At 69.6% G+C, this 25,269-nt stretch carries 24 protein-coding genes and 1 tRNA gene; 9 read left to right on the top strand and 16 right to left on the bottom strand.

The annotated features are described in order from the left end of the window. The 6 genes from lptB to AAHM41_RS10440 all read right to left on the bottom strand — a co-directional run bounded on the left by lptB (window position 1) and on the right by AAHM41_RS10440 (window position 4,318). A complete protein-coding gene (gene lptB / locus AAHM41_RS10465; RefSeq protein WP_342236473.1) occupies window positions 1–786 on the bottom strand; it encodes an LPS export ABC transporter ATP-binding protein in 786 nt (261 codons plus the stop codon). 9 nt (window positions 787–795) lie between these two features. Beyond that, window positions 796–1,662 carry an LptA/OstA family protein gene (locus AAHM41_RS10460; protein WP_342236472.1) on the bottom strand — a complete coding sequence of 289 codons (867 nt, stop codon included), beginning with the start codon at window positions 1,660–1,662 and terminating at the stop codon, window positions 796–798. Next, entirely contained in the window at window positions 1,659–2,357 is a 699-nt protein-coding gene (lptC, locus tag AAHM41_RS10455; protein WP_342236481.1) for an LPS export ABC transporter periplasmic protein LptC, read from the bottom strand. Before lptC ends, AAHM41_RS10460 begins: the two co-directional genes overlap by 4 nt. Window positions 2,358–2,362: 5 nt before the next feature. Continuing rightward, a complete protein-coding gene (locus tag AAHM41_RS10450; RefSeq protein WP_342236471.1) occupies window positions 2,363–3,322 on the bottom strand; it encodes a KpsF/GutQ family sugar-phosphate isomerase in 960 nt (319 codons plus the stop codon). Window positions 3,323–3,489: 167 nt separating this feature from the next. Next, window positions 3,490–4,104, bottom strand: coding sequence for a ribonuclease D (locus AAHM41_RS10445; protein WP_342236470.1), 615 nt, complete (start codon window positions 4,102–4,104; stop codon window positions 3,490–3,492). 127 nt (window positions 4,105–4,231) lie between these two features. Beyond that, window positions 4,232–4,318, bottom strand: a tRNA-Leu gene (locus tag AAHM41_RS10440). A gap of 198 nt (window positions 4,319–4,516) precedes the next feature. Between AAHM41_RS10440 and AAHM41_RS10435 the strand changes: the two genes are divergently transcribed. Both AAHM41_RS10435 and AAHM41_RS10430 read left to right on the top strand, forming a co-directional pair. Further along, window positions 4,517–4,816: a YggT family protein gene (locus AAHM41_RS10435; RefSeq protein ID WP_342236469.1), complete on the top strand. Its 300-nt coding sequence runs from the start codon at window positions 4,517–4,519 to the stop codon at window positions 4,814–4,816. A 10-nt stretch (window positions 4,817–4,826) separates the two neighbouring features. Next, window positions 4,827–5,156, top strand: coding sequence for a DUF167 family protein (locus AAHM41_RS10430; RefSeq protein WP_342236468.1), 330 nt, complete (start codon window positions 4,827–4,829; stop codon window positions 5,154–5,156). A gap of 5 nt (window positions 5,157–5,161) precedes the next feature. Here AAHM41_RS10430 and AAHM41_RS10425 read toward each other — a convergent pair whose 3' ends face one another. Next, window positions 5,162–5,617 (bottom strand): hypothetical protein, encoded by a 456-nt coding sequence (locus tag AAHM41_RS10425; RefSeq protein WP_342236467.1) that lies wholly within the window; start codon window positions 5,615–5,617, stop codon window positions 5,162–5,164. A 274-nt stretch (window positions 5,618–5,891) separates the two neighbouring features. On the opposite strand from AAHM41_RS10425, the gene AAHM41_RS10420 reads away from it, so the two are divergent. Together AAHM41_RS10420 and AAHM41_RS10415 are read left to right on the top strand one after the other, a co-directional pair. Then, window positions 5,892–6,950, top strand: coding sequence for a sugar phosphate isomerase/epimerase family protein (locus AAHM41_RS10420; protein ID WP_342236466.1), 1,059 nt, complete (start codon window positions 5,892–5,894; stop codon window positions 6,948–6,950). A 169-nt stretch (window positions 6,951–7,119) separates the two neighbouring features. Beyond that, window positions 7,120–8,304, top strand: coding sequence for a Gfo/Idh/MocA family protein (locus tag AAHM41_RS10415; protein WP_342236465.1), 1,185 nt, complete (start codon window positions 7,120–7,122; stop codon window positions 8,302–8,304). Between the two features lie 48 nt (window positions 8,305–8,352). On the opposite strand, the gene AAHM41_RS10410 is transcribed toward AAHM41_RS10415, so the two are convergent. Beyond that, the gene (locus AAHM41_RS10410) at window positions 8,353–9,768 is read right to left on the bottom strand and encodes a hypothetical protein (protein WP_342236464.1); all 1,416 of its coding nucleotides are present in this window, start codon (window positions 9,766–9,768) and stop codon (window positions 8,353–8,355) included. A gap of 152 nt (window positions 9,769–9,920) precedes the next feature. Here AAHM41_RS10410 and AAHM41_RS10405 point away from each other — a divergent pair, with 152 nt between their 5' ends. From AAHM41_RS10405 to AAHM41_RS10395, 3 genes are all read left to right on the top strand, one after another. Then, on the top strand, window positions 9,921–11,114 hold the full coding sequence (locus AAHM41_RS10405) for a phosphoglycerate kinase (protein ID WP_342236463.1): 1,194 nt from the start codon (window positions 9,921–9,923) through the stop codon (window positions 11,112–11,114). A 43-nt stretch (window positions 11,115–11,157) separates the two neighbouring features. Continuing rightward, entirely contained in the window at window positions 11,158–11,865 is a 708-nt protein-coding gene (locus tag AAHM41_RS10400; protein ID WP_342236462.1) for a 2-phosphosulfolactate phosphatase, read from the top strand. Window positions 11,866–12,119: 254 nt separating this feature from the next. Further along, window positions 12,120–13,850, top strand: a complete 1,731-nt coding sequence (locus tag AAHM41_RS10395; protein ID WP_342236461.1) for a calcium-binding protein — start codon at window positions 12,120–12,122, stop codon at window positions 13,848–13,850. A gap of 199 nt (window positions 13,851–14,049) precedes the next feature. On the opposite strand, the gene AAHM41_RS10390 is transcribed toward AAHM41_RS10395, so the two are convergent. From AAHM41_RS10390 to AAHM41_RS10380, 3 genes are all read right to left on the bottom strand, one after another. Beyond that, entirely contained in the window at window positions 14,050–15,201 is a 1,152-nt protein-coding gene (locus AAHM41_RS10390; RefSeq protein WP_342236460.1) for a dienelactone hydrolase family protein, read from the bottom strand. Between the two features lie 73 nt (window positions 15,202–15,274). Beyond that, window positions 15,275–16,456: a M14 family metallopeptidase gene (locus tag AAHM41_RS10385; protein ID WP_342236459.1), complete on the bottom strand. Its 1,182-nt coding sequence runs from the start codon at window positions 16,454–16,456 to the stop codon at window positions 15,275–15,277. Window positions 16,457–16,506: 50 nt separating this feature from the next. Next, window positions 16,507–17,439, bottom strand: coding sequence for a cyclase family protein (locus AAHM41_RS10380; protein ID WP_342236458.1), 933 nt, complete (start codon window positions 17,437–17,439; stop codon window positions 16,507–16,509). Window positions 17,440–17,706: 267 nt separating this feature from the next. Here AAHM41_RS10380 and rsgA point away from each other — a divergent pair, with 267 nt between their 5' ends. After that, complete coding sequence (gene rsgA, locus AAHM41_RS10375; RefSeq protein ID WP_342236457.1) at window positions 17,707–18,777, top strand: ribosome small subunit-dependent GTPase A; 1,071 nt, start codon at window positions 17,707–17,709, stop codon at window positions 18,775–18,777. A 117-nt stretch (window positions 18,778–18,894) separates the two neighbouring features. On the opposite strand, the gene AAHM41_RS10370 is transcribed toward rsgA, so the two are convergent. The 4 genes from AAHM41_RS10370 to AAHM41_RS10355 all read right to left on the bottom strand — a co-directional run bounded on the left by AAHM41_RS10370 (window position 18,895) and on the right by AAHM41_RS10355 (window position 21,611). Next, entirely contained in the window at window positions 18,895–19,641 is a 747-nt protein-coding gene (locus AAHM41_RS10370) for a hypothetical protein (RefSeq protein WP_342236456.1), read from the bottom strand. 416 nt (window positions 19,642–20,057) lie between these two features. Beyond that, entirely contained in the window at window positions 20,058–20,459 is a 402-nt protein-coding gene (locus AAHM41_RS10365) for a VOC family protein (RefSeq protein WP_342236455.1), read from the bottom strand. Between the two features lie 45 nt (window positions 20,460–20,504). Then, window positions 20,505–20,867, bottom strand: coding sequence for an Atu4866 domain-containing protein (locus AAHM41_RS10360; protein ID WP_342236454.1), 363 nt, complete (start codon window positions 20,865–20,867; stop codon window positions 20,505–20,507). Window positions 20,868–20,879: 12 nt separating this feature from the next. Then, window positions 20,880–21,611, bottom strand: a complete 732-nt coding sequence (locus AAHM41_RS10355; protein WP_342236453.1) for an SDR family oxidoreductase — start codon at window positions 21,609–21,611, stop codon at window positions 20,880–20,882. Between the two features lie 112 nt (window positions 21,612–21,723). On the opposite strand from AAHM41_RS10355, the gene AAHM41_RS10350 reads away from it, so the two are divergent. Further along, window positions 21,724–22,629 (top strand): LysR family transcriptional regulator, encoded by a 906-nt coding sequence (locus AAHM41_RS10350; RefSeq protein WP_342236452.1) that lies wholly within the window; start codon window positions 21,724–21,726, stop codon window positions 22,627–22,629. 36 nt (window positions 22,630–22,665) lie between these two features. Here AAHM41_RS10350 and clpB read toward each other — a convergent pair whose 3' ends face one another. Beyond that, window positions 22,666–25,269: an ATP-dependent chaperone ClpB gene (clpB, locus tag AAHM41_RS10345; RefSeq protein WP_342236451.1), complete on the bottom strand. Its 2,604-nt coding sequence runs from the start codon at window positions 25,267–25,269 to the stop codon at window positions 22,666–22,668.

The raw sequence follows: 25,269 nt of genomic DNA, 5'->3' as shown, positions 1-25,269 counted from the left end.
CTACAGGCTGAAGCGTTCGCCCAGATACACGCGCCGCACCTCCTCATTGCCGACGATGTCGGATGGTTCGCCTTCCATCAGAACACGCCCGTCGTGGAGGATATAGGCCCGATCGACGATATCGAGGGTTTCACGCACATTGTGGTCGGTGATCAGGACGCCGATGCCGCGGTCGCGCAGATGCGCCACCAGGTCGCGGATGTCGCCGACCGCGATCGGGTCGATGCCGGCCAGCGGCTCATCCAGCAGCATGAAATGCGGATGGCTGGCCAGCGCCCGGGCGATCTCGACGCGCCGGCGCTCGCCGCCCGACAGCGCCAGGGCCGGGGTGCGCCGCAGATGGCTGATCGAGAACTCGGCCAGCAGGTCCTCCAGCACCGCCTCGCGGGTCGAGCGGTCCGGCTCGGAGATCTCCAGCACGGCGCGGATGTTCTGCTCGACCGTCAGGCCGCGGAAGATCGACGCCTCCTGCGGCAGATAGCCGATGCCGAGCCGGGCGCGGCGGTACATCGGCAGGTCGGTCAGCTCCTGCCCGTCCAAGAGGATCGTGCCGTAATCCGGCTGGATCAGGCCGGTGATCATGTAGAAGCAGGTGGTCTTGCCGGCACCGTTCGGGCCCAGCAGGCCGACCGCCTCGCCGCGCTGCACCTGCAGGCTGACGTCGCGCAGCACCGGGCGCTTCTTGTACTGCTTGCCGAGATTGCGGGCGACGAGCCCGTCATTCTTGGCGACAAGGCGCGGCGCGGTCGTCGTCTCGGATGCAAGTGCGCTGATCGGCTTGGTCATCGCCCGCCCCTACTTCTTCGGCGCCGGCGGGGCCGGCGTGGCGGGCTGGCCCGGCAGCCCTCCGGGGCTCTGGCCCTTCTCGTCCGGCACCAGCAGGGCCCGGGCGCGGCCGCCCTGACCCGGCCGGGTCAACAGCTTGCTGACGCCGCTGGCCATGTCCACCTCGGCATAGTCGCCGTTCAGCTGGTTGCCGCCGCGGGTCATGCGGACATCGTCGGTGATGGTCGCGAACTGGGTCTTGACGTCATAGCGGCCGGTCCGGCCGGTGACCACGTCGGTCGGCGTGGTCAGCTTGACATTGCCGTCGGCGTCGACCACCGACAGCTCCTTCTCGCCCTTCTCGTTCGGGGCGAAATGGCCGGTGAGCGTGTCGGCGCGCAGCGTCTTCTGCTCCTTGGGGCGGGTCGCCGTGGCGTTGCCGCGGGCGATCGCCACATCCTCGGCCTGGCGGTACACCATGCTGTCGGTTGCGGTGATCACGTCGTCGTTGTTGACGAATTTCAGGTTGCCGCCGGTCAGGGTGAAGGTCTGGGCGTCGAGCTCGTAGACCCCCTTGCCGCCGGTGGCGCTGGTGGTATCGCCACGGGTGATCAGCACATTGCCGTCGGCGATGGCCCGGAAGATCTCGGTGCTCTTGTCCGGCAGCTCGCGGTAATAGGCGGTCAGCACATCGGCCTTCACCGTCAGCTCGCCGCGCTTGTACACGGCGTTGCCGCGGGCGATGTAGGTCTTCTCGTTCTGGTGCCATTCCAGCGCGTCGTCGGCCTGGATCTCGGACGGCTCGTCCTTGCCGCCGCCCAGCTGCAGCTGCTGTTGCGCCAGGGCGGGCATGGCCACCACACCGAGCAGGACAGCGAGGATCAGCGGACGGATCATTGCGGCGTTCCCTGGAAGGCCTTGTCGGCGCCGGGCTTGAGAAACAGCTTGGTCGGGCCGGTGAAGATGATGACGTCGCCCTGCTGCTCGACCTTGAAGCCCTCGGCCGACAGCGTACCGAAAGGACCCTCCGCCGTCACGGGCGTGCTGCTGCGCGCGCCCTTGTCGGCCAGGTCGATGTCCGCCGCGTCGGTGACCATGGTGGTGCCGTCACTGCGGCGCAGGGTGACGTTGCCGCTGAGATGCACCGATTTGCTGCTGCGGTCCAGCTTGCCGGACTGGGCGTCGAGGTTCAGCACCAGGCCGTTCTGCAGCTTCAGCTCGCCCTTGGGGCGGTTCAGGTCGAAGATCTCGTCCTGCACCTGCTTCGCCAGATTCGCCCAGACGGTGTAGGGCCGCGCCGCCTCGTCGACGCCGCTGTAGCGCGGATTCTGGATCTCGCCCGCGACGGCGGCCGGACGCTCGGCGGGGTTGGAGATGTCGACCTGGGACGAGTGCAGCTCCGGCCACGCCACGACCAGGCCGACGATCACCAGTCCGACGGCCGGCAGCGCGTATTTCAGCACCCCGACCATGCGGCTGTAGCCTCGGCTGAGGCTGACGCCGCGGCCGGCCGCGGCCAGGCGCGCGCGACGGCCCGAGGCGCTGGCGCTGCGCTGCGCCCCGCCCGGGCCCGGCGTCTGCGGCGCGGCCACCGTGCTCAACTCAGCCCTGCCCGCAGGCAGTCATGCACCCTGAGGATGCCCACCGGCCGATCCTCCGTCGTGACGAAGAGGCTGGTCACCTTATAGCGGTTCATCAGCCCCAGCGCCTCCGCCGCCAGCGCCGCGGGGCGAATGGTGCGCGGGCCGGGGGTCATCACCTGGCCCGCGGTCTGGCCCAGCAGGCCGGCGCTCATGTGGCGCCGCAGGTCGCCGTCGGTGATCACGCCGACCAGCCGGCGGTCGGCATCGACCACGCCGACGCAGCCGAAGCCGACCCGGCTCATCTCGATGATCGCCTCGTCCATCCGCGTCTGCGGGCCGACCAGCGGCAGCTCGGCCGCTTCATGCATCAGGTCCTGCACCCGGATCAGCTTGGTGCCGAGCGAGCCGCCGGGGTGAAGCACCCGGAAATCGTCGGAGGAGAAGCCGCGGCGATGCATCAGCGCCACCGCCAGGGCGTCGCCGAGCGCCATCATCATGGTGGTCGAGGTGGTCGGCGCCAGCCCGGTCGGGCACGCCTCCGGCGCCGGCGGCAGCAGCAGCACGGTGTCGCACTGGTCCGCCAGGTTCGAGGGCGAGCGGCTGGTCACGCCGATCAGCGGGATGGCGAAGCGGCGGGTATAGGCGATCACATCCGCCAGCTCGGCGGTGTTGCCGGAGTTGGACAGCGCCAGCACCACGTCCTGGCGGTGGATCATGCCGAGATCGCCGTGGCTGGCCTCGGCCGGATGGACGAACAGCGCCGCTGTGCCGGTCGAAGCCAAGGTCGCCGCGATCTTGCGCGCGACATGGCCGCTCTTGCCGATGCCGCTGACCACGACCCGGCCTTCGGCGCCGACGATTGTGTCGATGGCCCGGTCGAAGCTGGCGTCGAGCGATTCGGCGAGGCGGTCGAGCGCGTCGCGCTCCACCAGCAGCGCCTTGCGGCCGGCCTCGATCCCTGCGGTTACCACCATGCCTTCTCCCAAATGGTCCACGCGGCGGCTGCTATAGCCGGTCCGGAGAGCGCGAACCACGATCCGTCGTTCCTGGCCGTCGATCCGGATCTGCGCCGAGGGCCCTGCCTGGGCCCCGGCCGATCCCGTACCGCCACAAGACGGCACGAATGTGACCCCATATCGGGCTAGTGGGCGAAGATATCCAGGTCCGACCAGCCGCCGAGGTCGAGCGCGGCCCGGGCCGGCAGGAAGTCGTAGCAGGCCTGCGCCAGGGCCTCGCGCCCTTCGCGCCGCAGCATCTCGTCCAGCTTCGCCTTCAGCGCGTGCAGGTACAGCACGTCGCTGGCGGCGTAGCGCAGCTGCTCGGGCGTCAATTGGTCGCTGCCCCAGTCGGAGCTCTGCTGCTGCTTCGACAGCTCGACGCCGAGCAGGTCGCGGCACAGATCCTTCAGCCCGTGCCGATCGGTGAAGGTGCGCACCAGCCGCGAGGCGATCTTGGTGCAGTAGACCGGCGCGGTGACGACGCCGAGATAGGCCTGCAGCGCGGCGATGTCGAAGCGGGCGAAATGGAACAGCTTCAGCCGCGCCGGGTCGGTCAGCAGCGCCGACAGGTTGGGCGCGTTGTAGACACCGCGGCGGAGCTGGACGAGATGGACGGTGCCGTCGCCGGCGCTGAGCTGGACCAGGCACAGCCGGTCGCGCACCGGGTTCAGGCCCATGGTCTCGGTGTCGATCGCGATCACGTCGCCGAGATCGAGGCCGTCGGGCAGATCCCCGTCATGCAGAATCGGTTCGGACACCGGTCGCCACCTTCCGTAGTCGGCCGCGGCCCTTCCCCGAAAGCTGAGCGTCGGCCCCAAAAGGAAAGACCCGCTTGGACAAGCGGGTCATTACCACTGCATCGCATCGTCGGGCCCATCGGAATGATGGTGCCCAGGAGAAGACTCGAACTTCCACGACCTTTCGGCCACAGGTACCTGAAACCTGCGCGTCTACCAATTCCGCCACCTGGGCGATGCGGCGGGCCGTGATGTAGGATGCCGCCCCTCCCCCTGTCAACAGGGGAATTCGCGCTTTGTGAAAGTTTGATGGTTTCCGCGGCCGGGCCGTCCGCCGGGCCGCGTCGCATCGCTTGTTCCCCCGCGGCCGCATCGTTACGGTACGGGCGGATTCGGCGACCGGGCCGGCACGGACCACCTCTGGAACAGGCGCATGATCGTCATCGACCCAATCTTCCGCATCATCGACATCGTGCTGCAGATGTATGTCTGGGTGGTGATCGCCGCCGCCATCCTCAGTTGGCTGGTCGCCTTCAACGTGGTCAACACGCGCAACCAGGTAGTCTACCAGATCGGCAACGCCCTCTACCGGCTGACCGAGCCGGCGCTGCGGCCGATTCGGCGGATCCTGCCGAATCTCGGCGGCATCGACATCTCGCCGGTGGTGCTGCTGCTGCTGATCTATTTCCTGCAGATGGTGCTGCGGAACATCTATATCGCACTCGTGACCTGATCAGGCCCGGATGGCAGGCCCGCTCTTCGTCGCCGGGCCGCGCGGCATCCGCGTCACGGTCCGGCTGACGCCGCGGGCCGGGCGCAACGCGGTGACCGGTCGTGCGGCCGGTGCCGACGGCGCGCCCCTCCTCAAGGCCGCGGTCACGGCGGTGCCGGAGCGCGGCGCCGCCAACGACGCTTTGATCGCTCTTCTGGCCAAGAGCTGGCGCCTGCCGAAATCGGCGCTGACCATCGTCGGCGGTGCCACCGACCGCACCAAGCTGATCGGGATCGACGGCGACGCCGCCCTCGCCGCCCGCCTCGAAGCCTGGGCCGAGGCGCTGGCGGCGAAGGACTGACCGATCTAACGCCGCATGGTGGCCCGGCAGCGATGCACCGTGCCGTCGTCGAGATTGCCGCGCTCGCCCACCCAGCGGACCGTGCAGTTCATCACATCCGGCGCCTCGACCAGCGGCGAGGAGAAGATGGTGATGCAGCTGTCACCGACCTCGCTGCGGCTCAGCCGGCCGGTGCAGACCGTGCCGGCCTCGAACCGCCAGTTGCCCTCCCGTACCAGGATCGGTCGGCCGTTCCCGTCCAGGCCGCTCAGCGTGTACTTGCCGTTGCGGCGGTATTCGAACAGCCGGTCCGGCCCGCCCATCACGCCTTCGACCAGGAACGGCCGGCCCAGCACGTAGCGGTCGAACTCCCCCCGGGTCATGCGGACATATTGCGGGTTGGTGTCGAGCGCGCTGGGCGGCGTGCAGGCGGTGAGCCCGAGAACGATCGCCAGACCGGCGATCAGCGCGATCAAACGCATCTTGGCCTCCATTCGAGTCCCGCCTCTCTCCGAGCGGTACGGCAATTATCTTACGCCACGCTCTGGTCGGGCAGCAATATTTCAATGAATAGTCCAGCATTCATCGGACAATAGTTTGACAAGCCAGCCCCGGAACGGGACGATAGGCGGCAAAGGCGTTCACTCTGTAATCGATTGCATTGCGCGGTGCCCGGACCGGGCGTTAGGCTCGCGCATCGAACAAATCATCGCCCAGGGAGGGGTGCCTGCCGAGCACCCTACGGAGGAGGAAACCATGAAAGAGATCCAGGGACCGGCCATCTTCCTCGCCCAGTTCGCCGGCGACGCGCCGCCCTTCAACAGCCTCGACTCGATCGCCGGATGGGCCGCCGGGCTCGGCTACAAGGGCGTGCAGATCCCGTCCTGGGATGGCCGGCTGTTCGACCTGAAGCGAGCGGCGGAGAGCCAGGACTACTGCGACGAGGTGCTCGGCACCTTGCAGAAGCACGGCTTGGCCCTGTCCGAGCTGTCGACCCATCTGCAGGGCCAGCTGGTGGCGGTGCATCCGGCCTATGACGAGGCCTTCGACGGCTTCGCGGCGCCGGAGGTGCGCGGCAACCCGAAGGCGCGGCAGGAATGGGCGGTGCAGCAGCTGCGCTACGCCGCCCAGGCGTCGCGGCGTCTCGGCCTCAAGGCCCACGCCACCTTCTCCGGCGCCCTCGCCTGGCCCTATGTCTATCCCTGGCCGCAGCGCCCGGCCGGGCTGATCGAGACCGCCTTCGACGAGCTGGCGCGGCGCTGGACGCCGATCCTGAACGCCTTCGACGAGGCCGGGGTCGACCTCTGCTACGAGATCCATCCCGGCGAGGACCTGTTCGACGGCACCACCTTCGAGATGTTCCTGGAGCGGGTCGGCAACCATCCGCGCTGCAACATCCTGTACGACCCGAGCCACTTCGTGCTGCAGCAGCTCGACTATCTCGGCTACATCGACCGCTATCACGAGCGGATCCGCGCCTTCCACGTCAAGGACGCCGAGTTCAACCCGACCGCCAGCCAAGGCGTCTATTCCGGCTTCGCATCCTGGGCCGACCGGGCGGGGCGATTCCGCTCGCTCGGCGACGGCCAGGTCGATTTCGGCGGCATCTTCTCCAAGCTGACGAAGTACGGCTTCGACGGATGGGCTGTGCTGGAATGGGAGTGCTGCATCAAGCATCCCGAGCAGGGCGCGGCCGAAGGCGCCCCGTTCATCGCGGCGCATCTGATCCGGGTCACGGAGCGCGCCTTCGACGATTTCGCCTCCGGCGGCACCGACGAGGCGGCCAACCGCCGCCTGCTCGGCATCGACCGCTGAGCCCGTCGATAACACGCCTGCTGCGGCCGTCTGGCGGCGGTTCCTGCGCTTCCGGTGCTCACGGACCCAAATGTCCGCTGCGCTCCGGTTCTCGGAACCACCACCAGCCGACTCACATCAGGCGCGTTCTCGATCGGGCTCTGATCTGACCAGAAAAGGGAGGACAAGCATGGTTTCCGGAACCGCGGAACGGGCGCCCAGCCGGCGCCTGCGCCTGGGCATGATCGGCGGCGGCCGCGACGCCTTCATCGGCGCGGTGCACCGCCTGGCGGCGCGGATGGACGACCGCTGGGAGTTCGTCGCCGGGGCGCTGTCGAGCGATCCGCAGAAGGCCCTGGCCTCGGCCGCCGACCTGCGGCTCGATCCCGCCCGCGCCTATCCCAGCTGGCAGGCGATGCTGGAGGGCGAACGCAAGCTGCGCGACGGCGGCGGTCCGGCGGTCGACGCCGTCGCCATCGTCACTCCGAACCACGTCCATCACGGCCCGGCCAAGGCCTTCCTCGAGGCCGGCTTCCACGTCATCTGCGACAAGCCGCTGACGACGACGCTGGCCGATGCCGAGGACCTGGTCGCGGCCGTGCAGCGGAGCGGCCAGGTCTTCGCCCTGACCCACAACTACACCGGCTATCCGATGATCCGGCAGGCCCGGGCGATGGTGGCCGAGGGCGCGCTGGGCAAGATCCGGCTGGTCGAGGCGGAATACGCCCAGGACTGGCTGGCGACCAAGGCCGAGGACACCGGCAGCAAGCAGGCCGAGTGGCGGGTCGACCCGGCGCGCAGCGGCCCGGCCGGCTGCGTCGGCGACATCGGTACCCACGCCTACAACCTGGCGAGCTTCGTCACCGGCGAGGGCGCCCAGTCGCTGGCCGCCGACCTGCAGAGCTTCGTCCCCGGCCGGCGGCTGGACGACAACGCCCACATCCTGCTGCGCTACGCCAGCGGCGCCCGCGGCATGATCTGGGCCAGCCAGGTGGCCAGCGGCAACGAGAACGGGCTGCGCCTGCGCATCTATGGCGAGAAGGCCGGCCTCGAATGGGCCCAGGAGAACCCGAACTACCTGACCTTCATGCCGCTGGGCGAGCCGCATCGCCGCCTGACCCGCGGCGGCCCGGGCAGCGGCCCGGCCGCAGCGCATGCCACCCGCGTGCCGCCCGGCCATCCCGAGGGCTATCTTGAGTGCTTCGCCCAGATCTACAGCGACGCGGCGGAGCAGATCCTGGCCCGGCTGGAAAAGCGCGACCCGGCGCCGGACGCCCTCTTGGTGCCGACGGTGGAGGACGGGCTGGCCGGGGTTCGCTTCATCGCCGCCTGCGTGGCGTCGTCGCAGAAGGACGCGGCCTGGACGAAGATCTGATGAAAGCCTGCCCTTCCGTCATTGCGGCCAGGGCCGAAATGACGGGAATCACCGCCGCCGGTCGGGCACCCCGAGTTCCTCCCACATCCAGGAGAGATCGTAGCTCGCCAATGTCTCGTCGGGGTTTCGGTGGCTCTGGTTCTCGAGATATTTCAGCCAGGCGACCACCTTCTCCTTGCCCTTGGCGGTCCGCACTGCCGCCCGCGGGGACACGCCGCCCAGCATCTTGACCGGAGTGTCGAGCGTCTCGCGGTAATGCGCGTCCAGCGACTTGCGGACGATCTCCACCTCGGCCTCGGATGGCGGGCCGCTTGGTGCGGGAGACCGGCCTGCTGATTCCGCCATCGCCTGCTCGACCGTCTGGATCTCGGTGAGGGGCGGCCGGACGAGATCTCCGAGGCACTCGGCGAGCAGGGCCGATCCACGCTCCTTCCGCGCCATGGAGTTCGTCGTCAGCACGACCGCGCCGTCGATGATCTCGATGTTCCCGAGCACCAGCTCGCCGGTGTCGAGCGTGGTGGAGAGGATCTCCGCGACCGGACCGGCCACTTGCGTCGGTTCGCCGCCACCGGCGTCAGCGGCCGGCGCCCGACCGATCCAGTTCCAGAAGGTGTCGCTGGCCTCGGCGAAGTCCGGAACCCGGCGCAGGCGATCCCGGATCGCCTCGGCCCCGGTTCCGGAGGCCCACGGGTAGCGCGTCGTGCAGAAGACGATGTCGTCGCCGTCGTGGTTGACGAGCTTCGGCCGCTTCAGGCCGAGCACGCGCGGCAGATAGTGATCGAGCCAGACACCGGTGAACACCCACGCCGAGTTCATGAGGACGATCAGCGCCGTCGCCTCCCGGGCGGCAGCATCGGATAGAGGCTCGCCAGCGTCCTTCGCGATCTTCCGGACCTCCCGCCGCATCCGCTTCTGCAGCTCGGCCATGGCGCTCAGCAGCCGTTCCGCGGCCGCGGCGTCGAACACCAGAGCGCCGCCGCCCATCACGGTCTTGCCACTGTATTCGACGACCCGCGCTCCGATCTTGTCCCAGGGCTTCAGCATGCGGCTCGCGCTGCGCTCGCTGATGCGGACCGGCTCGCCACCCCGGATCAGGTCGCGGGCAAGAAAGGATTCGCCCGGCACGATATCGCTGACCTCGTACAGGCTCATCACGGAGGTCCCGAGCGCCTGCATGTAGCGCTTGACCGGAACTGGCTCCTTCCAGCCGCATCGTTTCAGGTAGTCGGCAACGATCGTCTGCCCGTCTGAGGAGCGGCTGCGAGTCAGGAAATCCTCGAAGGCGCATCCCCACAGATTCATGAATTGATGCTCGCCGAGGACGCGGGGGAGGTCGTCCGTGTCGAGGTCGAAGGATTCGCACCCTGACCCGACGTGCTCCCAGAAGACGTCCTCCCACATCTCCGCCCACTCGTCGCGCTGCGCCCACTTGATCAGGCCCGAGATGTCGATGCCGGTCGCCATGGGGGATCCCTCGTCAGCCGTGGGGAGAGTCCGGGTAGCATGCGGTGCCGTCGGCTTCCAGACCCGATCTCGATCCACCGGCCCGGTTGCGTCGCGGCGGCCTCTGTGGTTCGGTGCCGGCGATCTTGCCCCTGACGAGAGAGCCCGATCCGATGAGCGCCTTCAAGACCCTCGACGACGTGGATGTGCGCGGCAAGACCGTGCTGGTGCGCGGCGACCTGAACGTGCCGGTCGAGGACGGCAACGTCAGCGACACCACCCGGCTGGACCGGCTGGCCCCGACCATCGACGAGATCGCCGACAAGGGCGGCCGGGTCGTGCTGATCTCCCATTTCGGCCGGCCCAAGGGCGTGACCCCTGAATTCAGCCTGAAGACCATCGTGCTGCCGGCGCTGGAAGAGGTGTTGGAGCGCCCGGTCGCCTTCGCCGAAGACTGCGTCGGTCCGACGGCCGAGGCGGCGGTCAAGGCGCTGAAGGACGGCCAGATCCTGCTCTTGGAAAATGTCCGCTTCCATCCGGAGGAGGAGAAGAACGACCCGGCCTTCGCCAAGGCCCTGGCGTCGCTCGGCGACGTCTACGTCAACGACGCCTTCTCTGCGGCGCACCGCGCCCATGCCTCGACCGAGGGCATCGCCCACCACCTGCCGGCCGTCGCCGGCCGGCTGATGCAGGCCGAGCTGGAGGCGCTGTCGGCCGCGCTGGAGGCGCCGAAGCGCCCGGTGCTGGCGATCGTCGGCGGCGCCAAGATCTCGACCAAGCTGGACCTGCTCGGCAATCTCGTCGCCAAGGTGGACAGGCTCGTCCTCGGCGGCGGCATGGCCAACACCTTCCTGGCCGCCCAGGGCGTGGCTGTCGGCAAGAGCCTGTGCGAGCACGACATGGCCGATGCCGTGCACACCATCCTCGGCAAGGCCAAGGCGGCCGGCTGCGAGATCGTGCTGCCGGTCGACGGCGTGGTCGCCCGCGAATTCAAGGCCGATGCCCCGCATGAGGCCGTCGACAATTCGGCCATCCCGGCCGATGCCATGCTGCTGGATATCGGGCCGAAATCGGTGGCGAATCTGAAGGCGCTGCTGGCCGAGACCAAGACCGTGGTCTGGAACGGCCCGCTCGGCGTCTTCGAGAAGCGTCCCTTCGATGCCGGCACCGTCGCAGTGGCCCGTGCCGCCGCGGACCTGACCCAGGCCGGCAAGCTCCTGACCGTGGCCGGCGGCGGCGACACCGTCGCCGCCCTGGCCCATGCCGGGGTCGAGGACCGCTTCTCCTACATCTCCACCGCCGGCGGCGCCTTCCTGGAATGGCTCGAAGGCAAGGACCTGCCCGGCGTCGCCGCGCTGAAGCGCTGACGGCACCGGGAAGGCCCCTTCGGATCAGCCGGGAGAACGCCGGATGACACTGGTTCTGGCCGAATGGGGCATGGCGGGCGTCGAAGCCTTGCGGGACCGGGTCGCGGTGCTGGTCATCGTCGACGTGCTGTCGTTCTCGACCGCCGTCGACGTGGTGGTGTCGCGGGACGCGGCGGTCGTCCCCTTCCCCCATGGCGACGACTCGGCCGCCCGGCAGGCGGCGGAGCGCGCCGGCGCGGTGCTGGCGCGGCCGCGGCGGGCGGCCGGCGGACAGTTCAGCCTGTCGCCGGCGAGCCTGCTGGAGATCCCGGCCGGGACCAGGCTGATGCTGCCCTCCCCCAACGGCTCGCGGCTGTCCCTGGCCGGCGCCGGCACGCCGGTGCTGGCAGGCTGCCTGAGGAACGCCGCCGCCGTGGCCCGGGCGGCCCTCGGCCTCGCCCGGGGCGGCACGGTCGGCGTCGTTCCCGCCGGCGAGCGCTGGCCGGATGGCGGCCTCCGTCCCGCAATCGAGGATCTGCTGGGCGCCGGCGCCGTCATCGATGCGCTGGCGCTGCCCTGCTCACCCGAGGCCCAGGTGGCGCGGGACGCCTGGCGGGCGGCCGGCACGGACCTGCCTCGCCTGATCCGGGAATCGGTGTCCGGCCGCGAGCTGATCGATGGCGGCTTTCCGCGCGATGTCGACCTCGCCTTGGAGCAGGGGGTGAGTTCGTCCGCGCCCCGGTTGATCGAAGGCGCGTACCGGGCCGCCTGAATGTCGTTCTTGGGCAGAGAAGCGGACCTTGCGACGGAGCGGCGGATGCGTCCGCACAGGGCTGTCCCTTGGCGGACATGCCTCTGCGCGATCTCGCCCAAAACTCCTTATTTCTGATGATCACATAAAATTTCATGAAATTTGGAAACAAGTGCCTTGCCAATGCTCCAGAATTTGTTACTCAATCGCCTCCGTAGGCGATTCATCCTACTTATCATTGCATTTTTGTTTACGCCTCGTTCCCGGCGGCCGCTATGGCATGCCGTCCCGGAACGTTGGGAACGACAACCCAAACAAAATCCTGGAGAGACTCGACAATGGCGATTTTGAACGGCACGGAAGGTGCGGACAACTTCAGCGGCACCGCTGACGACGACACCATCAACGGCCTGGGCGGCAACGACCGGCTGATCGGCATGCAAGGAAACGACATCGTCAATGGCGATGCGGGCGACGACGAGCTGCACGGCAGCTGGGGCAACGACACGCTCAATGGCGGCGACGGCTTCGACATCATCGCGTATCTCAACTCGGACGCCGCTGTCGTCATCAGTCTCAACTCCGGTCAGGCAGAAGGAGGTTTCGCCGCCGGGGACCAGTGGAGCGGCGTCGAAGGCGTGAGCGGCAGCCAGTTGAACGACACCCTGCAGGGCGATGCGGCTGCAAACACGCTCCTCGGCATCGAGGGCAATGACCGGCTCATTGGCTGGCAGGGAGACGATGTCATCGATGGCGGCGCGGGCGACGACGAGCTGCACGGCAGCTGGGGCGCCGACACGCTCAATGGCGGGGACGGCATCGACCTGATCGCCTATCTCAACTCGGATGCCGGCGTCACGGTCAATCTCACCACCGGCGAGGCCGCCGGGGGTTTTGCCGCCGGGGACCACTGGACCGGCATCGAAGGCGTCAGCGGCAGCCAGCTGAACGACATCCTGATCGGCGATGCGCTTGCAAACACGCTCATCGGCCTTGAGGGAAGCGATACGATCAACGGCGCCGCGGGCAACGATGCGATCGATGCCGGCGCTGGCAACGACGCCATGAATGGCGGCGCGGGGGCCGATACGATCGATGGCGGCGCTGGCATCGACACGGCCGACTACAACGGCAGCGGATCTGCGGTCACCGTCAACCTGGCGACCAATGCCAACACCGGCGGCTACGCTGAGGGCGACACGCTGAGCGCAGTCGAGAACCTGCACGGCAGTGCCTTCGACGACACCCTGACTGGCGACGGCGCGGCGAACACGCTGCGGGGCTTCAACGGCAACGACGTGCTCGATGGCGGCACTGGTTGGGACACCCTCGAGGGCGGCAATGGCGACGACCAGCTGATCGGCGGCGCTGGCGGCGATCTCCTGCGCGGCGGCGCCGGTGCCGACCAGCTGACCGGTGGTGCCGACTACGACATCGCCAGCTACTGGGACAGTGCCGTGGGCGTGACGATCAACCTCCAGACCCAGGTCAACACCGGCGGCACGGCCGAGGGCGATACGATCGCCGACGACATCGAGACGATCAACGGCAGCAATCACGACGACGTGATGACCGGCAACGCCCTGGGCAACGCGCTCATCGGGTTCGACGGGGATGACCGCCTCAACGGCGGCGGCGGCGCCGACGTCCTGCGGGGAGGCAGCGGCGCGGACACGCTGAACGGCGGCAGCGGCGCGGACTACTTCAGCTACACCGCCGTGTCCGACAGCACGGCCTCGGCCGCCGACACGATTCAGGACTTCCAGACGGGGGATTTGATCTCGGTTCGGATGATCGATGCCGACGGCGATGCCGGGAACGGCGACACGGCCTTCAGCTTCATCGGCGCCGCCGCCTACACTGGAGTCGCCGGCCAGCTGCGCTATGCGGTCACCAGCCCCGGCGTCACCACCATCGCTGGCGATATCAACGGCGACGGCACCTCGGACTTCCACATTCGTCTCGACGGCGCAATCACGCTGCAGGCCTCGGACTTCATGCTCTAACCTATTCCGGCTCGGGCGTCTCGTGCGCCCGGGCCGTTCTTCTCTTGGAAGCCATCATACCCGACCAGCCGCCTGGTCAAATCGCGCGTCCGCTATACGGCGCGGTCCCTCGGCACACCCAAGCCGCAAGTCCAAGATCGGAGGGAGATTCCCGCTTTCGCGGGCATGACGGTCGAGGAAAAAGAGATGCGCCCACCCCTCATTCTGGCCGCCCGAATTGCCGGTCGAGCCAGTCGAAGGCGTCGGTCTGCTCCTCGGCCCGGAAGATATGGGCGTTCGGCCAGACCTTGGCGGCGAACCGCTCCGGCGCGCCGGCATCGGCCCAGACCGCCTCCATCCTGGCGAAGGCCTGGCGCACCGAGGCCACCGGGAACAGCGGGTCGGTCTCACCGGCATAGAACAGCATCGGCTTCGGCGCCGCGATCGCGGCCGCGTCGGGGTAGTCGAACCAGCGGAACATGCCGGGATGCAGCATGTTGAAGGCCGACTGGCCCTTGAGCTGGTTGTTGCCGGGCACCATCAGCCCGTCCAGCGTCGCCATCCAGTTGACCGCGACGCCGGCCGTGACCGCGTCGGTCAGCGCCGCCACCTGCCAGGCGCGGAAGGCACCCATCGAGAAGCCGATCGCCGCGACCCGCGCCTTGTCGACCTCCGGCAGCGACGCCAGGTAGCGCGCCGCCCGCACATCCTCCACCGCGATGGTGCCGGCCAGCGAGGAGCCGAGGTTGAACAGGTTCGAAGCCAGCGCCTGCTGCGACTCCGGGCCGTTGTTCTGGCGGCCGCCCCAGCCCAGCGCGTCGGTCGCCAGCACGACATAGCCGCGGCGGGCCAAGTCGTCGCCGATGAAGTTGCCGGAATAGTACTTGTCGACCCAGGCCTGGGCCGAGGCCAGCCGCGCGTCGTCGCCCCAGGGCCGGATCATCTTCTCCTTGCCGATGTCGAACTTGCCGCCGTGATCGTGCAGCACCAGCGCCGCCGGGAACGGCCCCTGCCCCTTCGGCACCAGCAGCAGCGCGGCGATGCGGCTGTTGCCGGTGATCGACAGCACGATCTTCCGCGCTACGTGGTCGCCGCGATCCTGCTCCTCGACCACCCGGGCGTCGAAAGGCGTCGCGTCATCCGGCTGGATCAGCAGGTCCCAGAGCTTCGCCCGCGCCTCCGCCCGCCAGCGCGAGAAGTCCCCGCCGGCCCGGTCCCAGGCCAGGGCGAAATGCAGCCGGTCCTTCAGCTTCTGGTAGAAGACCGGGAGGTTGTTCTCGGTCACCCCCTTGGTCTCGTGATCCGTCTCGGCCGCCATCGCGGTACCACTCGCGATCAGGACCGAAGCGGCCAGGGCCGCCCACGCCAGCATCCGAAATCCAACCACGTGCCCTCCCCAGGATCGTCATCCTGCCCGCTTCGCTGCGGATCCCCGTCGAAGTCTATCACATCCCGGCGCCGGGCGCGCCCTGCCGCAGCCCCGGCAGCGCCGAGGCGATCGGTTCCAGCATCGCCCGGCCGAGGCGGGCGCTGCGCTGCGGCGACCAGCCGGTGCGGGCGTCCGGCGTGTCGATCTGGTCCTTGAACGGCATCTCCAGCAGCACGGTCAGGCAGCCGAAGCGCTCGGCGATCCAGTTCCAGGCCATGCGCAGATCGGCCTCGGCCGGCGGCCCGCCCGGATAGGGGTGGCGGCGGTGGTAGTCCGGGCTCGCCGCCTCCAGCCCGCGCATGAACGCGACGAAGCGCCGGCGCAACGCCGGGCTGCGCGACGGGATCTCCAGCGGCCCGCCGAGGAAATTATAGGGCAGCTCCTCGTCGCCATGGATGTCGAGGCAGAAATCGACGCCATCGGCTTCCATCGCGCCGCGGATCGCCGCCACCTCCGGCGCGTTGGTCGCCGCCGGATCGTTCCAGGCGCGGTTCAGGTTCATGCCCAGCGCGTTGGTACGGGTGTGACCGCGGGCGCAGCCATCCGGGTTGGCGGTCGGCACGATATGGAATACCGCCGTCTCGCGCAGCCCGGCCGCTAGCGGATCGGCCGGGTCGAGCAGCCGGCCCACCAGCCCCTCCAGGAACCAGCCGCCCATGGTCTCGGACGGGTGCTGCCGCGCCATGATCCACAGCCGCTTCTTGCCCGGTCCGGGATGGCCGATCGTCAGCCGGTCGATCGGATTCCCGTCCGGCGTCCGGCCCAGCAATTCATGCGCCACCCGAGGCGCCTGTCGGGCGCGGTCGACCAGCGCCCGGTGCCGCGCCAGCGGATAGGGCGCGAAATAGGCGTAGTCGACCGCGTCGTGCTGCGGCCGGTCGACGATCGAGAAGACACCGTCCCGAACCTCCGCTCCAACCCGCAGCCACTCCGTGCCGTCATGCGAGGCGACGGCGCGGTAGCCGGTCCAGCAATCCGGGATCTCGTCCCGCCCAGCCAGCCGCGCCAGCCGGTCCGAGTTCTCGAAGGTCAGGCGGCAGTCCCGGCCGCGGGCGCCGTGCAGCCGGAAGTGGAACCACTGCATGTCCGGCGCCCGGCCGTCGGGCCGCAGCGCCAGCCGGATCGCGCCGGGGTCGCTGCAGTCCAGCACCGCGACGCTGCCGCCCTCGAAATCGGTGGTGATCCGCAGCTCCGGCATCCGTCCCGGCTCCTCCTGCGCAGGGGAGGGCTCCTGCCCTCCCTGCACGGTCATTGCGGCGTCGGCCGCATCACCCCGTCGGGCCCGCGGCGCAGCGGGGCGGTCTGCTTCGGCAGCGGCGCGCCCGGCGACTCGGCGATGGTGACGCCATGCGGCCAGTCGGCCGGGGCGATGGCGATGTAGCGGGCATAGCCGCCGGTGCCGCCCAGCGGCTTGGCGTAGCCGATGGTGATCAGCGCCCCGGCCTCCGGCACCTGGTCGAGATTGGCCACCCCTTCCGCCTGGGTGAAGTGGTTGTGCATCAGCCAGGCCTCGCCCTCCAGCGTCGGCGTGGCGTCGGTGTCCAGCGGCTCATGGCCGTGGAACAGGATGCGGCGCTCGAGATGCAGGAACTTCAGCGCGTCCAGCGACACGCCGGGGAACGGCTTGTCGTTGAAATGGGCGACGTCGCCCCACTTCTTCGACCAGTCGGTGCGGACCATCACGACGCTGCCCTCGGGCACGGTGCCGTGCTTCGCCTCCCAGGCCGTGACGTCCTCCACGGTCATGGCGTAGCCCGAATCCTTCGCCACCTTCTCATGGATGTCGATCAGCACCAGCGGCCGCACCGCGAAGGTCGGCGGCAGGTCGCTGATGGTGGCGCCGAACTCGTCCCAATGCGCCGGCGGGTCCAGCTGGGTGCCGTACTGGTCGGTCGGCAGGGCATAGGCGCTGGCGACGAAGCCGTGCTTGGCATAGGTGAACTCGTCGCCCTTCTTGGCGTAGTCCGGCAGCTCGTTGCCCGCGACAGCCGGCTTGAACTCGGCGTTGCCGAAGCCCGGCCAGACCGGCTGGGTCGGCGCGAAAGCGTGGGTCAGGTCGATGTACTTGGCGCTCTTCAGCGCCGAGTCGTAGACGCTCCACAGCCCCTCCGCCGCCTGCGCCGCCGGCGCGGCGGCCAGCGCCAGGGACAGGACGGCCGTCGCGGCCGGAATGCGCAGCATGGAAGCCCCCTTCGATGGTTTGCGGGAACGAGCATCGCCCGACCCCGGCCCGGCCTCCAAGCGGTAAGATCGTGCGCCGGCTTGACGCCCCGCCCCGGCCGGCTTATCCCTGGATCGCCCCTGACGGCTCGGAAAGGAGGGTTAGAACGATGGCTGCGATTGTCCGCGCGCTTCGCGCCCCCCTTCGCTGTGCCGCCGTTCGGGCCTCCTGACAGCAGGATTCCTCTCGGCCGGTGCCTGACAGGCCCTCCGACCGAGGATCCCGAATTGATCGATCGCTATGGCTGGAGCCCAGCGCTCCAGCATGATTTCCGTCCGCTCGCCGCCCGCGGCTTCAGCCCGGCGCGCGTCACCGTGCAGCAGCGCGGCGCCTGCCGGCTCGTCACCCCGGCCGGGGAAATGACCGGCCAGCTCTCCGGCCGCTTCGCCCATGAGGCGCTGGAGGGCGACTACCCGGTGGCCGGCGACTGGGTGGCGGCGGTGCTGCGCCCGGACGAAGGCAGCGCCACCATCCACCAGCTGCTGCCGCGGCGCAGCGCCTTCACCCGCAAGGCCGCTGGCCCCGGCCGCCCCACCGGCCAGATCGTTGCCGCCAATGTCGAGGTCGCCTTCCTGGTCACCTCGCTGAACGCCGAGCTCAACTCCCGGCGGATCGAGCGCTACCTGGCCACGGCGTGGGAGAGCGGCGCCTCCCCCATCGTCGTGCTGACCAAGGCCGACCTCTGCGACGATCGCGACGGGCCGCTGGCCGAGATCGAGGCGGTGGCGCTCGGCGTGCCGGTGCATGTCGTCTCCGCCGTCACCGGCGAGGGCGTCGACGGCTTGCGCGACAGCTTCGCACCCGGCCAGACCGCCGTGCTTCTGGGCAGTTCGGGCGTCGGCAAGTCCAGCCTGGTCAACGCTCTGGCGGGGACCGAGCTGATGGCGACCGGCGGCATCCGCGAGGACGACGCCCGCGGCCGCCACACCACCACCCATCGCGAGCTGGTGCTGCTGCCGAACGGCCGGCTGGTGCTGGACACGCCGGGCATGCGCGAGCTCGGCCTGTGGGACGCCGGGGACGGCGTCGCCGCGACCTTCGCCGACATCGAGGCGCTGGCCGCGGCGTGCCGCTTCGCCGATTGCGGCCACGAGGCGGAGCCCGGCTGCGCCGTGCGCGCGGCGCTGGACGACGGCAGCCTGGACCCGGAGCGCTGGCGCAGCTGGGGCAAGCTGCAGCGCGAGCTGGCGCATCTCGACCGCAAGGAGGACCCGCTGGCCCGGGAAAGGGCGCGCAAGGTCTGGATCCAGCGGCACAAGCAGTACCGCGCCGGCAAGAAGCGGGGGGACTGGGGATGAGCGGCCCGCCATGATCCTGCACGCATTCGCGCGCAGACCCCTCCCCCTCCCGCGAGAGGGAGGGGAGAGCGGAAGGCTGGGCCGGTTGGAGATGGGCTGGGACGTCCGCGGCGGCGGTCATCCGCCGCCGGGCTTGAGCAGCCAGGGGGCGCGGTCGAGGCGTTCGCCGGTCTCGATGTCGTACCAGCCCCGGACCGGGATCTTGTCGCTTTCCTCGAGATGCCAGTAGCGGCCGGCATCCGGGCCGTCCTCGGGCCACCAGGACGCGGGCGGCTTGTCGCCCTCCGCCCGCGGGCGCCGGCCGAACCAGTCGGCGCCGGAATACTCCGGGTCCAGCCAGGCCGGGTCGGGGCGGATGCGCAGGTCGCGGCAGAGGTGGAAGACGATCTCCTCCAGCGAATGCCCGGCCAGGGAAAGATCGGCGTCGATCTCCGGGTCGTCGACCAGCCGCTTCCACATCGCGGCGATCTGCGCCTCGCAGCTCTCAACATCGAGGTCGCGGTTGGCGGCGACCGAGCAGGCGACGGCGCGGGCCACCCGGTGACGACGCGTCTCCTTCGCCGCGGCCCCGTCGCGGGCGTGGGTGGCGGCCTTCTCCGCCATCTCCTGGCGCTTGCGGGCGAGGTGGAGCTTGAGCGCCAGCATGCGGCTGACGCCGCGGCCGGCGCGCTCGAAGGCCAGCCCGAACTCCTTGGCCTTGGCGGCGTCATCGGCCTTGACGGCGGCCATGGTGGCCCGATGCATCGCCTCGGCCTGCTCCATCGCCATCTCGGCCAGCCGGTCGAACATGCGCGCCGCCTGCTCGGCATCGGCGGAGGCCGGTGCGGCGGGCTGCGGGGTGGAGACGGAGTGCGCCTTCTTCATAGAACATATCATGAACGAAAATCGCGAATTAGGCTAGCCCGCTGCCGGAAAGCCAGGATATCCGCGGCGTTCCAGCGGGAACCTGTACATCACAAGGCTCGACCGAGAGGCCGGTACAGGCCTCCCGGTCCTTCGGCTACAGCACGAAGTCGCGGGCCGCCAAGTCCGCCGCCGCGGTGGACTCGCTTCTGGAATTCCGCAATCCAGGGCCGCAAGAGCGGAAGCATGGATTGCTTCGTCGGCTTCGCCGTCTCTTGAAGAGCATGAGCATGCCCTTCAACCGTCATGGCGACCCCGGCGAAAACCGGGGGTGGCCATCCCGTCACACAGCCGGAGCAGACCCCGCCATCCTGGATGGCCACGCCCTTCGGGGCTCGCCATGACGGTTTGAATGGACTGCGACAGCCCCGCCGGTCTCAGGCCGGGTTCGAGATCTCGATCAGGTTGGCGTCGGGATCGCGCAGATAGACCGAACGGATCGGGCCGGTCGCCCCGGTGCGGGGCACCGGGCCCTCCTCGATGGCGATGCCGAGGCTCTCCAGATGGGCCACCACCTCCTCCAGCGGCGTCGCAGCGATGAAGCAGAGATCGGCCGAGCCCGGAATCGGCCGCAGCGCCTTCGGCTCGAACTCGCGCCCGGCCTGGTGCAGGTTGATCTTCTGGCCGCCGAAGCGCAGGGCCTTGCGGCGGCTCCCCTCCGGCGTATCGGCGCCGAAGGTCTCCACCGTCATGCCCAGCGCGCGGGTGTAGAAGTCGCAGGTCGCCTCGATGCTGGCCACGGTCAGCACCAGATGGTCGAGATGGTCGATGCGGATCATGCCGTCCTCCTCCTCAGACATGGGAATGATAGGACGGCATGCCGGTCAGTCCCAGCGCCCGTCCCGGCGGAAGCGGTCGCCGCCCACCTCCAGGGTGCCGTCGGCGACAGTGCCGGTGGCGGTGAAGCCGGAATCGTCGGCGAAGAAGAGCTGGCCCGGGCCGCGGATCTCCCAGCGGCCGGTATAGGCGCTGCGCTTGGCGCCGCGCGCCTCGTCGTAGCGGCCGCCGGGCAGCAGCTCGAGGCGGATGTGGCCGTTCTCGGTCACCCACATGCCGACGAGATCGGTTTCGGAGAGGTCGGTGCGCGTCATGTCGATGGCCTGTGCCGGGGTGGTCGGGGACTGGGCTTCGGCGGCCGGGGCGGCAAGAACCGCCAAAGCCGCCAGGGCGATGCGGGAGGAAATCATCACGGCCTCCGCTCAATAGGCCTGGGCGGTCGGGCGCACGACCAGCTCGTTGACATCGACCTCCGGCGGCTGGGCGACGGCGTAGGCGATGGCACGGGCGATGGCGTCGGCCGGGATCAGGTCGCGGCGGTAATCCTCGATCGCCGCGCGCCGCAGCTCCGGGTCGGAGATGCCGTTGGCCAGCTCCGATTCCGTCGCGCCCGGCGCCACCACCGTGACCCGGATGCCGCCGCCGATCTCCTGCCGCAGCCCTTCGGAGAAGGCGCGCACGGCGAACTTCGTCGCCGAATAGACCGCGGCGGTCGGCACAATGCGCCGGTCGGCGACCGAGGTGACATTGACAATGTGGCCGGAGCCCTGGGTCCGGAACACCGGCAGGGCCGCGGCGACTCCGTACAGCACGCCCTTGAGGTTGACGTCGACCATCCGGTCCCATTCCTCGACCTTCAGGTCCGCGACCGGGGACAGCGGCATCACCCCGGCATTGTTGACGATCACGTCCAGCCGGCCGAACTGCGCCACCGCGGCCTCGACGAAGGCCTCGACATCCTCTCGGCGGGTGACGTCCAGGCGCTGCAGCGCGACCCGGCCGCCGTCGCGCCGGATCTCGTCGGCCACGACCTCCAGCCGGTGCAGGCGGCGGGCGCCCAGCATGACGGCGGCGCCGGCCTTGGCGAAATGGCGGGCCACGGCCTCGCCGATGCCGCTCGACGCGCCGGTGACGGCGACGACTTTGCCACCCATGGGGATCTCCATCAGCTGCGGCGCCCTTCGCCGCTGCCGGAGACCCTATGGCTTGACCCGCCACGACACGAGCGCATAGTCGACATCATTTCAATGACTCAGAGTCGTGCTCATGGCCTTCGACGGCCGCCTGCTGAGCGGCATCAGCGCCCTGGCCGCGGTGGTCGAGGCCGGCAGCTTCGTGCGGGCGGCGGACAGCCTGGGGCTGACCCAGTCCGGCGTCAGCCGCGCCGTCGCCCGGCTGGAGGCGCGGCTGGGCGTGCGGCTGTTCGACCGCACGCCGCGGGCGATCACGCTGACCGAGGAGGGCCGGCGCTTCTACGACGGCGTGATGCCGCACCTGACCGGCATCGAGGAGCGGGCGGCCGAGGCGTCGGGCGACGCCACGGCGGTGCGCGGCCGGCTGCGGGTCAATGCCGACGCCGCCTTCGGCCATTCCGTCCTGGCCCCGCGCCTGGCCGGCTTCATGGCGCGCCATCCGGAGATCGAGCTGGAGCTGGTGGTGCGCGACCGCATCGGCGACCTGGTGGCCGAGGGCTTCGACATCGCCCTGCGCTTCGGCGAGCCGGAGCCTTCGGGCCTGAACAGCAGGCTGCTGCTGGAGACGCGGGTGCTGACCTGTGCCTCCCCAGACTACGTCGCCCGGCGCGGGCGGCCGCAGCATCCGGACGACCTGGTCCGCGACGACCATGAATGCGTGCTGGTGAAGGAGGCCGCCACCGGCCGGCCCTATGAGTGGGAGTTCCGGCGCAAGGCCGAGGTGCTGTCGGTCCCGGTGCGGGGGCGGCTGACGGTGAACGATTCCGGCAGCCTGATCGGCGCCATGCTGGGCGGCCAGGGCATCGGCCAGCCGCTGGAGTTCAGCGTGCGCGACCTGATCGCCTCCGGCCGGCTGGTCCGGCTGCTGCCCGACTGGTCGGACGAGCGCTTCCCGGTCTACGCCTATCACCGCTCGCGCGGCCTGCCCCCGGCGCGGGTGCGCGCCTTCCTCGACTTCGTCTTCGAGATCACGGTGTAGGAAAAAGGGGCGCCGCAGCGCCCCTTCCCTGCCCGGTCAGGCCGCCACGGCGAGCGGCTGGGGTTCGAGCACCAGCCCCTCCTCGCCCGCAGTGACCTTGACCGCGCTGTCGTCGGCCACCCGGCCCTCCAGGATCGCCGTCGCCAGCGGGTTCTGCAGCTCGCGCTGGATCACCCGCTTCAGCGGCCGCGCCCCGTAGATCGGGTCGTAGCCCTGCTCCGCCAGCCAGCCCTTGGCCTTGTCGTCCAGCTCCAGCACCACCTTGCGGTCGGCCAGCAGCTGGCGCAGGCGGCCCAGCTGGATCTCGACGATGCCGGTCATGTTCGCCCTGGTCAGGCGGCGGAACACGATCATCTCGTCGAGCCGGTTCAGGAACTCCGGCCGGAAGTGCTGGCGCACCGCCATCAGCACCTTCTCGCGGCTGACGAAGTCGATCTCGCCCTCGTCCTGCTCGATCGAGGCGACGGCGAGATGTTCGGAGCCGAGGTTCGAGGTCATGACGATCAGCGTGTTGCGGAAATCGACCGTCCGCCCCTGCCCGTCGGTCAGGCGGCCGTCGTCCAGCACCTGCAGCAGCACGTTGAAGACGTCCGGATGGGCCTTCTCGACCTCGTCGAACAGGATCACCTGGTAGGGCCGGCGCCGCACCGCCTCGGTCAGCGCTCCGCCCTCGTCATAGCCGACATAGCCCGGCGGGGCGCCGATCAGCCGGCTGACCGCATGCTTCTCCATGTATTCCGACATGTCGATGCGGACCATCGCCGTGTCGTCGTCGAACAGGTACTCGGCCAGCGCCTTGGTCAGCTCGGTCTTGCCGACGCCGGTCGGGCCCAGGAACAGGAAGCTGCCGATCGGCCGGTTCGGGTCCTGCAGCCCGGCGCGGGCGCGCCGCACCGCATTGGCGACGGCGGTCAGCGCCTCATCCTGGCCGACCACGCGGGTCTTCAGCTTCTCCTCCATGTGGAGCAGCTTCTCGCGCTCGCCCTCCAGCATCCGGTCGACCGGCACGCCGGTCCAGCGGCTGACCACGGCGGCGATGTCGTCGGCCTGCACCTCCTCGCGCACCATGTGCGAGGCCTGGGCCGCTTCGGCCTCCGTGAGCTTCTTCTCCAGCTCCGGGATCACGCCGTAGGTCAGCTCCCCGGCTCGGGCCCAGTTGCCGCCGCGCTGCGCCTGATCCAGCTCGCCCCGGGCCTGGTCCAGCTGCTCCTTGACCTTGGTCGCCGCGGACAGCTTCTCCTTCTCCGCGGTCCAGGCGGCGGTCAGGGTGGAGGACTGCTCCTCCAGCTCGGCCAGCTCCTGCTCCAGCTTGGCGAGGCGGTCCTTCGAGGCCGCGTCGGTCTCCTTCTTCAGGGCCTCGCGCTCGATCTTCAGCTGCATGGTGCGCCGGTCCAGCGCCTCGATCTCCTCGGGCTTGCTGTCGACCTGCATGCGCAGCCGCGCCCCGGCCTCGTCGACCAGGTCGATGGCCTTGTCCGGCAGGAACCGGTCGGTGATGTAGCGGTTCGACAAGGTGGCCGCGGCCACGATCGCGCCGTCGGTGATGCGCACGCCGTGGTGCAGCTCGTACTTCTCCTTCAGGCCGCGCAGGATCGAGATGGTGTCCTCCACCGTCGGCTCGGAGACGAACACCGGCTGGAAGCGCCGGGCCAGCGCCGCGTCCTTCTCGACATGCTTGCGGTACTCGTCGAGCGTGGTGGCGCCGACGCAGTGCAGCTCGCCGCGCGCCAGGGCCGGCTTCAGCATGTTCGACGCATCCATGGCGCCGTCCGCCTTGCCGGCGCCGACCAGCTGGTGCATCTCGTCGATGAACAGCACGATCTCGCCGGCGGCGGAGGTCACCTCCTGCAGAACGGCCTTCAGCCGCTCCTCGAACTCGCCGCGGAACTTGGCGCCGGCGACGAGCGCGCCGAGGTCGAGCGCCAGCAGGCGCTTGTTCTTCAGGCTCTCCGGCACGTCGCCATTGACGATGCGCAGCGCCAGCCCCTCGACGATCGCGGTCTTGCCGACGCCGGGCTCGCCGATCAGCACCGGGTTGTTCTTGGTGCGGCGCGACAGCACCTGGATGGTGCGGCGGATCTCCTCGTCGCGGCCGATCACCGGGTCGAGCGTGCCCGACCGCGCGGCCTCGGTCAGGTCGCGCGCGTATTTCTTCAGGGCGTCGTACTGGGCCTCGGCGCCGGGGCTGTCGGCGGTGCGGCCCTTGCGCATGGCGTCGACGGCGCGATTCAGCACCTGCGGCGTCACGCCGGCCTGGACCAGGGCGCGCCCGGCCTCGGTCTCCTTGGCGATGGCGAGCGCCAGCAGCAGGCGCTCGGCCGCGACATACTGGTCGCCCGCCTTCTTCGCCTGCTCCTGCGCCTGGTCCAGCACCCGCGCCAGCTCGCGGCTCATATAGACCTGGCCGCCGCCGCCCTCGACCTTGGGCTGCTTGGCCAGGGCCTGCTCCACCGCCTGGGAAGCGGCCTCGGGCCGGCCGCCGGCGCTGCGGATCAGGTTGGCCGCGAGCCCTTCCTCGTCGTCGAGCAGCACCTTCAGCAGGTGCTCGGGCAAAAGCTGCTGGTGGCCGCGGGTCAAAGCCGCGGTCTGAGCGGCCTGGAGGAATCCCTGGCTGCGCTCGGTGAACTTCTGAAGGTCCAT

Source organism: Inquilinus sp. OTU3971 (assembly GCF_038440215.1).
This window is presented reverse-complemented; position numbering and strand designations above follow the sequence as displayed.

Bases quoted from the DNA above. Each gene is read 5' to 3' on its own strand.
- AAHM41_RS10365 (WP_342236455.1), bottom strand. From the start codon at position 20,459: ATGATCCGCATCGACCATCTCGACCATCTGGTGCTGACCGTGGCCAGC.
- AAHM41_RS10390 (WP_342236460.1), bottom strand. From the start codon at position 15,201: ATGCTGGCGTGGGCGGCCCTGGCCGCTTCGGTCCTGATCGCGAGTGGT.
- AAHM41_RS10405 (WP_342236463.1), top strand. From the start codon at position 9,921: ATGAGCGCCTTCAAGACCCTCGACGACGTGGATGTGCGCGGCAAGACC.
- AAHM41_RS10360 (WP_342236454.1), bottom strand. From the start codon at position 20,867: ATGATTTCCTCCCGCATCGCCCTGGCGGCTTTGGCGGTTCTTGCCGCC.
- AAHM41_RS10410 (WP_342236464.1), bottom strand. From the start codon at position 9,768: ATGGCGACCGGCATCGACATCTCGGGCCTGATCAAGTGGGCGCAGCGC.
- AAHM41_RS10450 (WP_342236471.1), bottom strand. From the start codon at position 3,322: ATGGTGGTAACCGCAGGGATCGAGGCCGGCCGCAAGGCGCTGCTGGTG.
- AAHM41_RS10385 (WP_342236459.1), bottom strand. From the start codon at position 16,456: ATGCCGGAGCTGCGGATCACCACCGATTTCGAGGGCGGCAGCGTCGCG.
- AAHM41_RS10370 (WP_342236456.1), bottom strand. From the start codon at position 19,641: ATGAAGAAGGCGCACTCCGTCTCCACCCCGCAGCCCGCCGCACCGGCC.
- AAHM41_RS10420 (WP_342236466.1), top strand. From the start codon at position 5,892: ATGAAAGAGATCCAGGGACCGGCCATCTTCCTCGCCCAGTTCGCCGGC.
- AAHM41_RS10415 (WP_342236465.1), top strand. From the start codon at position 7,120: ATGGTTTCCGGAACCGCGGAACGGGCGCCCAGCCGGCGCCTGCGCCTG.
- AAHM41_RS10430 (WP_342236468.1), top strand. From the start codon at position 4,827: ATGGCAGGCCCGCTCTTCGTCGCCGGGCCGCGCGGCATCCGCGTCACG.
- AAHM41_RS10435 (WP_342236469.1), top strand. From the start codon at position 4,517: ATGATCGTCATCGACCCAATCTTCCGCATCATCGACATCGTGCTGCAG.
- clpB (WP_342236451.1), bottom strand. From the start codon at position 25,269: ATGGACCTTCAGAAGTTCACCGAGCGCAGCCAGGGATTCCTCCAGGCC.
- AAHM41_RS10425 (WP_342236467.1), bottom strand. From the start codon at position 5,617: ATGCGTTTGATCGCGCTGATCGCCGGTCTGGCGATCGTTCTCGGGCTC.
- AAHM41_RS10350 (WP_342236452.1), top strand. From the start codon at position 21,724: ATGGCCTTCGACGGCCGCCTGCTGAGCGGCATCAGCGCCCTGGCCGCG.
- lptB (WP_342236473.1), bottom strand. From the start codon at position 786: ATGACCAAGCCGATCAGCGCACTTGCATCCGAGACGACGACCGCGCCG.
- AAHM41_RS10400 (WP_342236462.1), top strand. From the start codon at position 11,158: ATGACACTGGTTCTGGCCGAATGGGGCATGGCGGGCGTCGAAGCCTTG.
- AAHM41_RS10380 (WP_342236458.1), bottom strand. From the start codon at position 17,439: ATGCTGCGCATTCCGGCCGCGACGGCCGTCCTGTCCCTGGCGCTGGCC.
- AAHM41_RS10355 (WP_342236453.1), bottom strand. From the start codon at position 21,611: ATGGGTGGCAAAGTCGTCGCCGTCACCGGCGCGTCGAGCGGCATCGGC.
- AAHM41_RS10395 (WP_342236461.1), top strand. From the start codon at position 12,120: ATGGCATGCCGTCCCGGAACGTTGGGAACGACAACCCAAACAAAATCC.
- AAHM41_RS10460 (WP_342236472.1), bottom strand. From the start codon at position 1,662: ATGATCCGTCCGCTGATCCTCGCTGTCCTGCTCGGTGTGGTGGCCATG.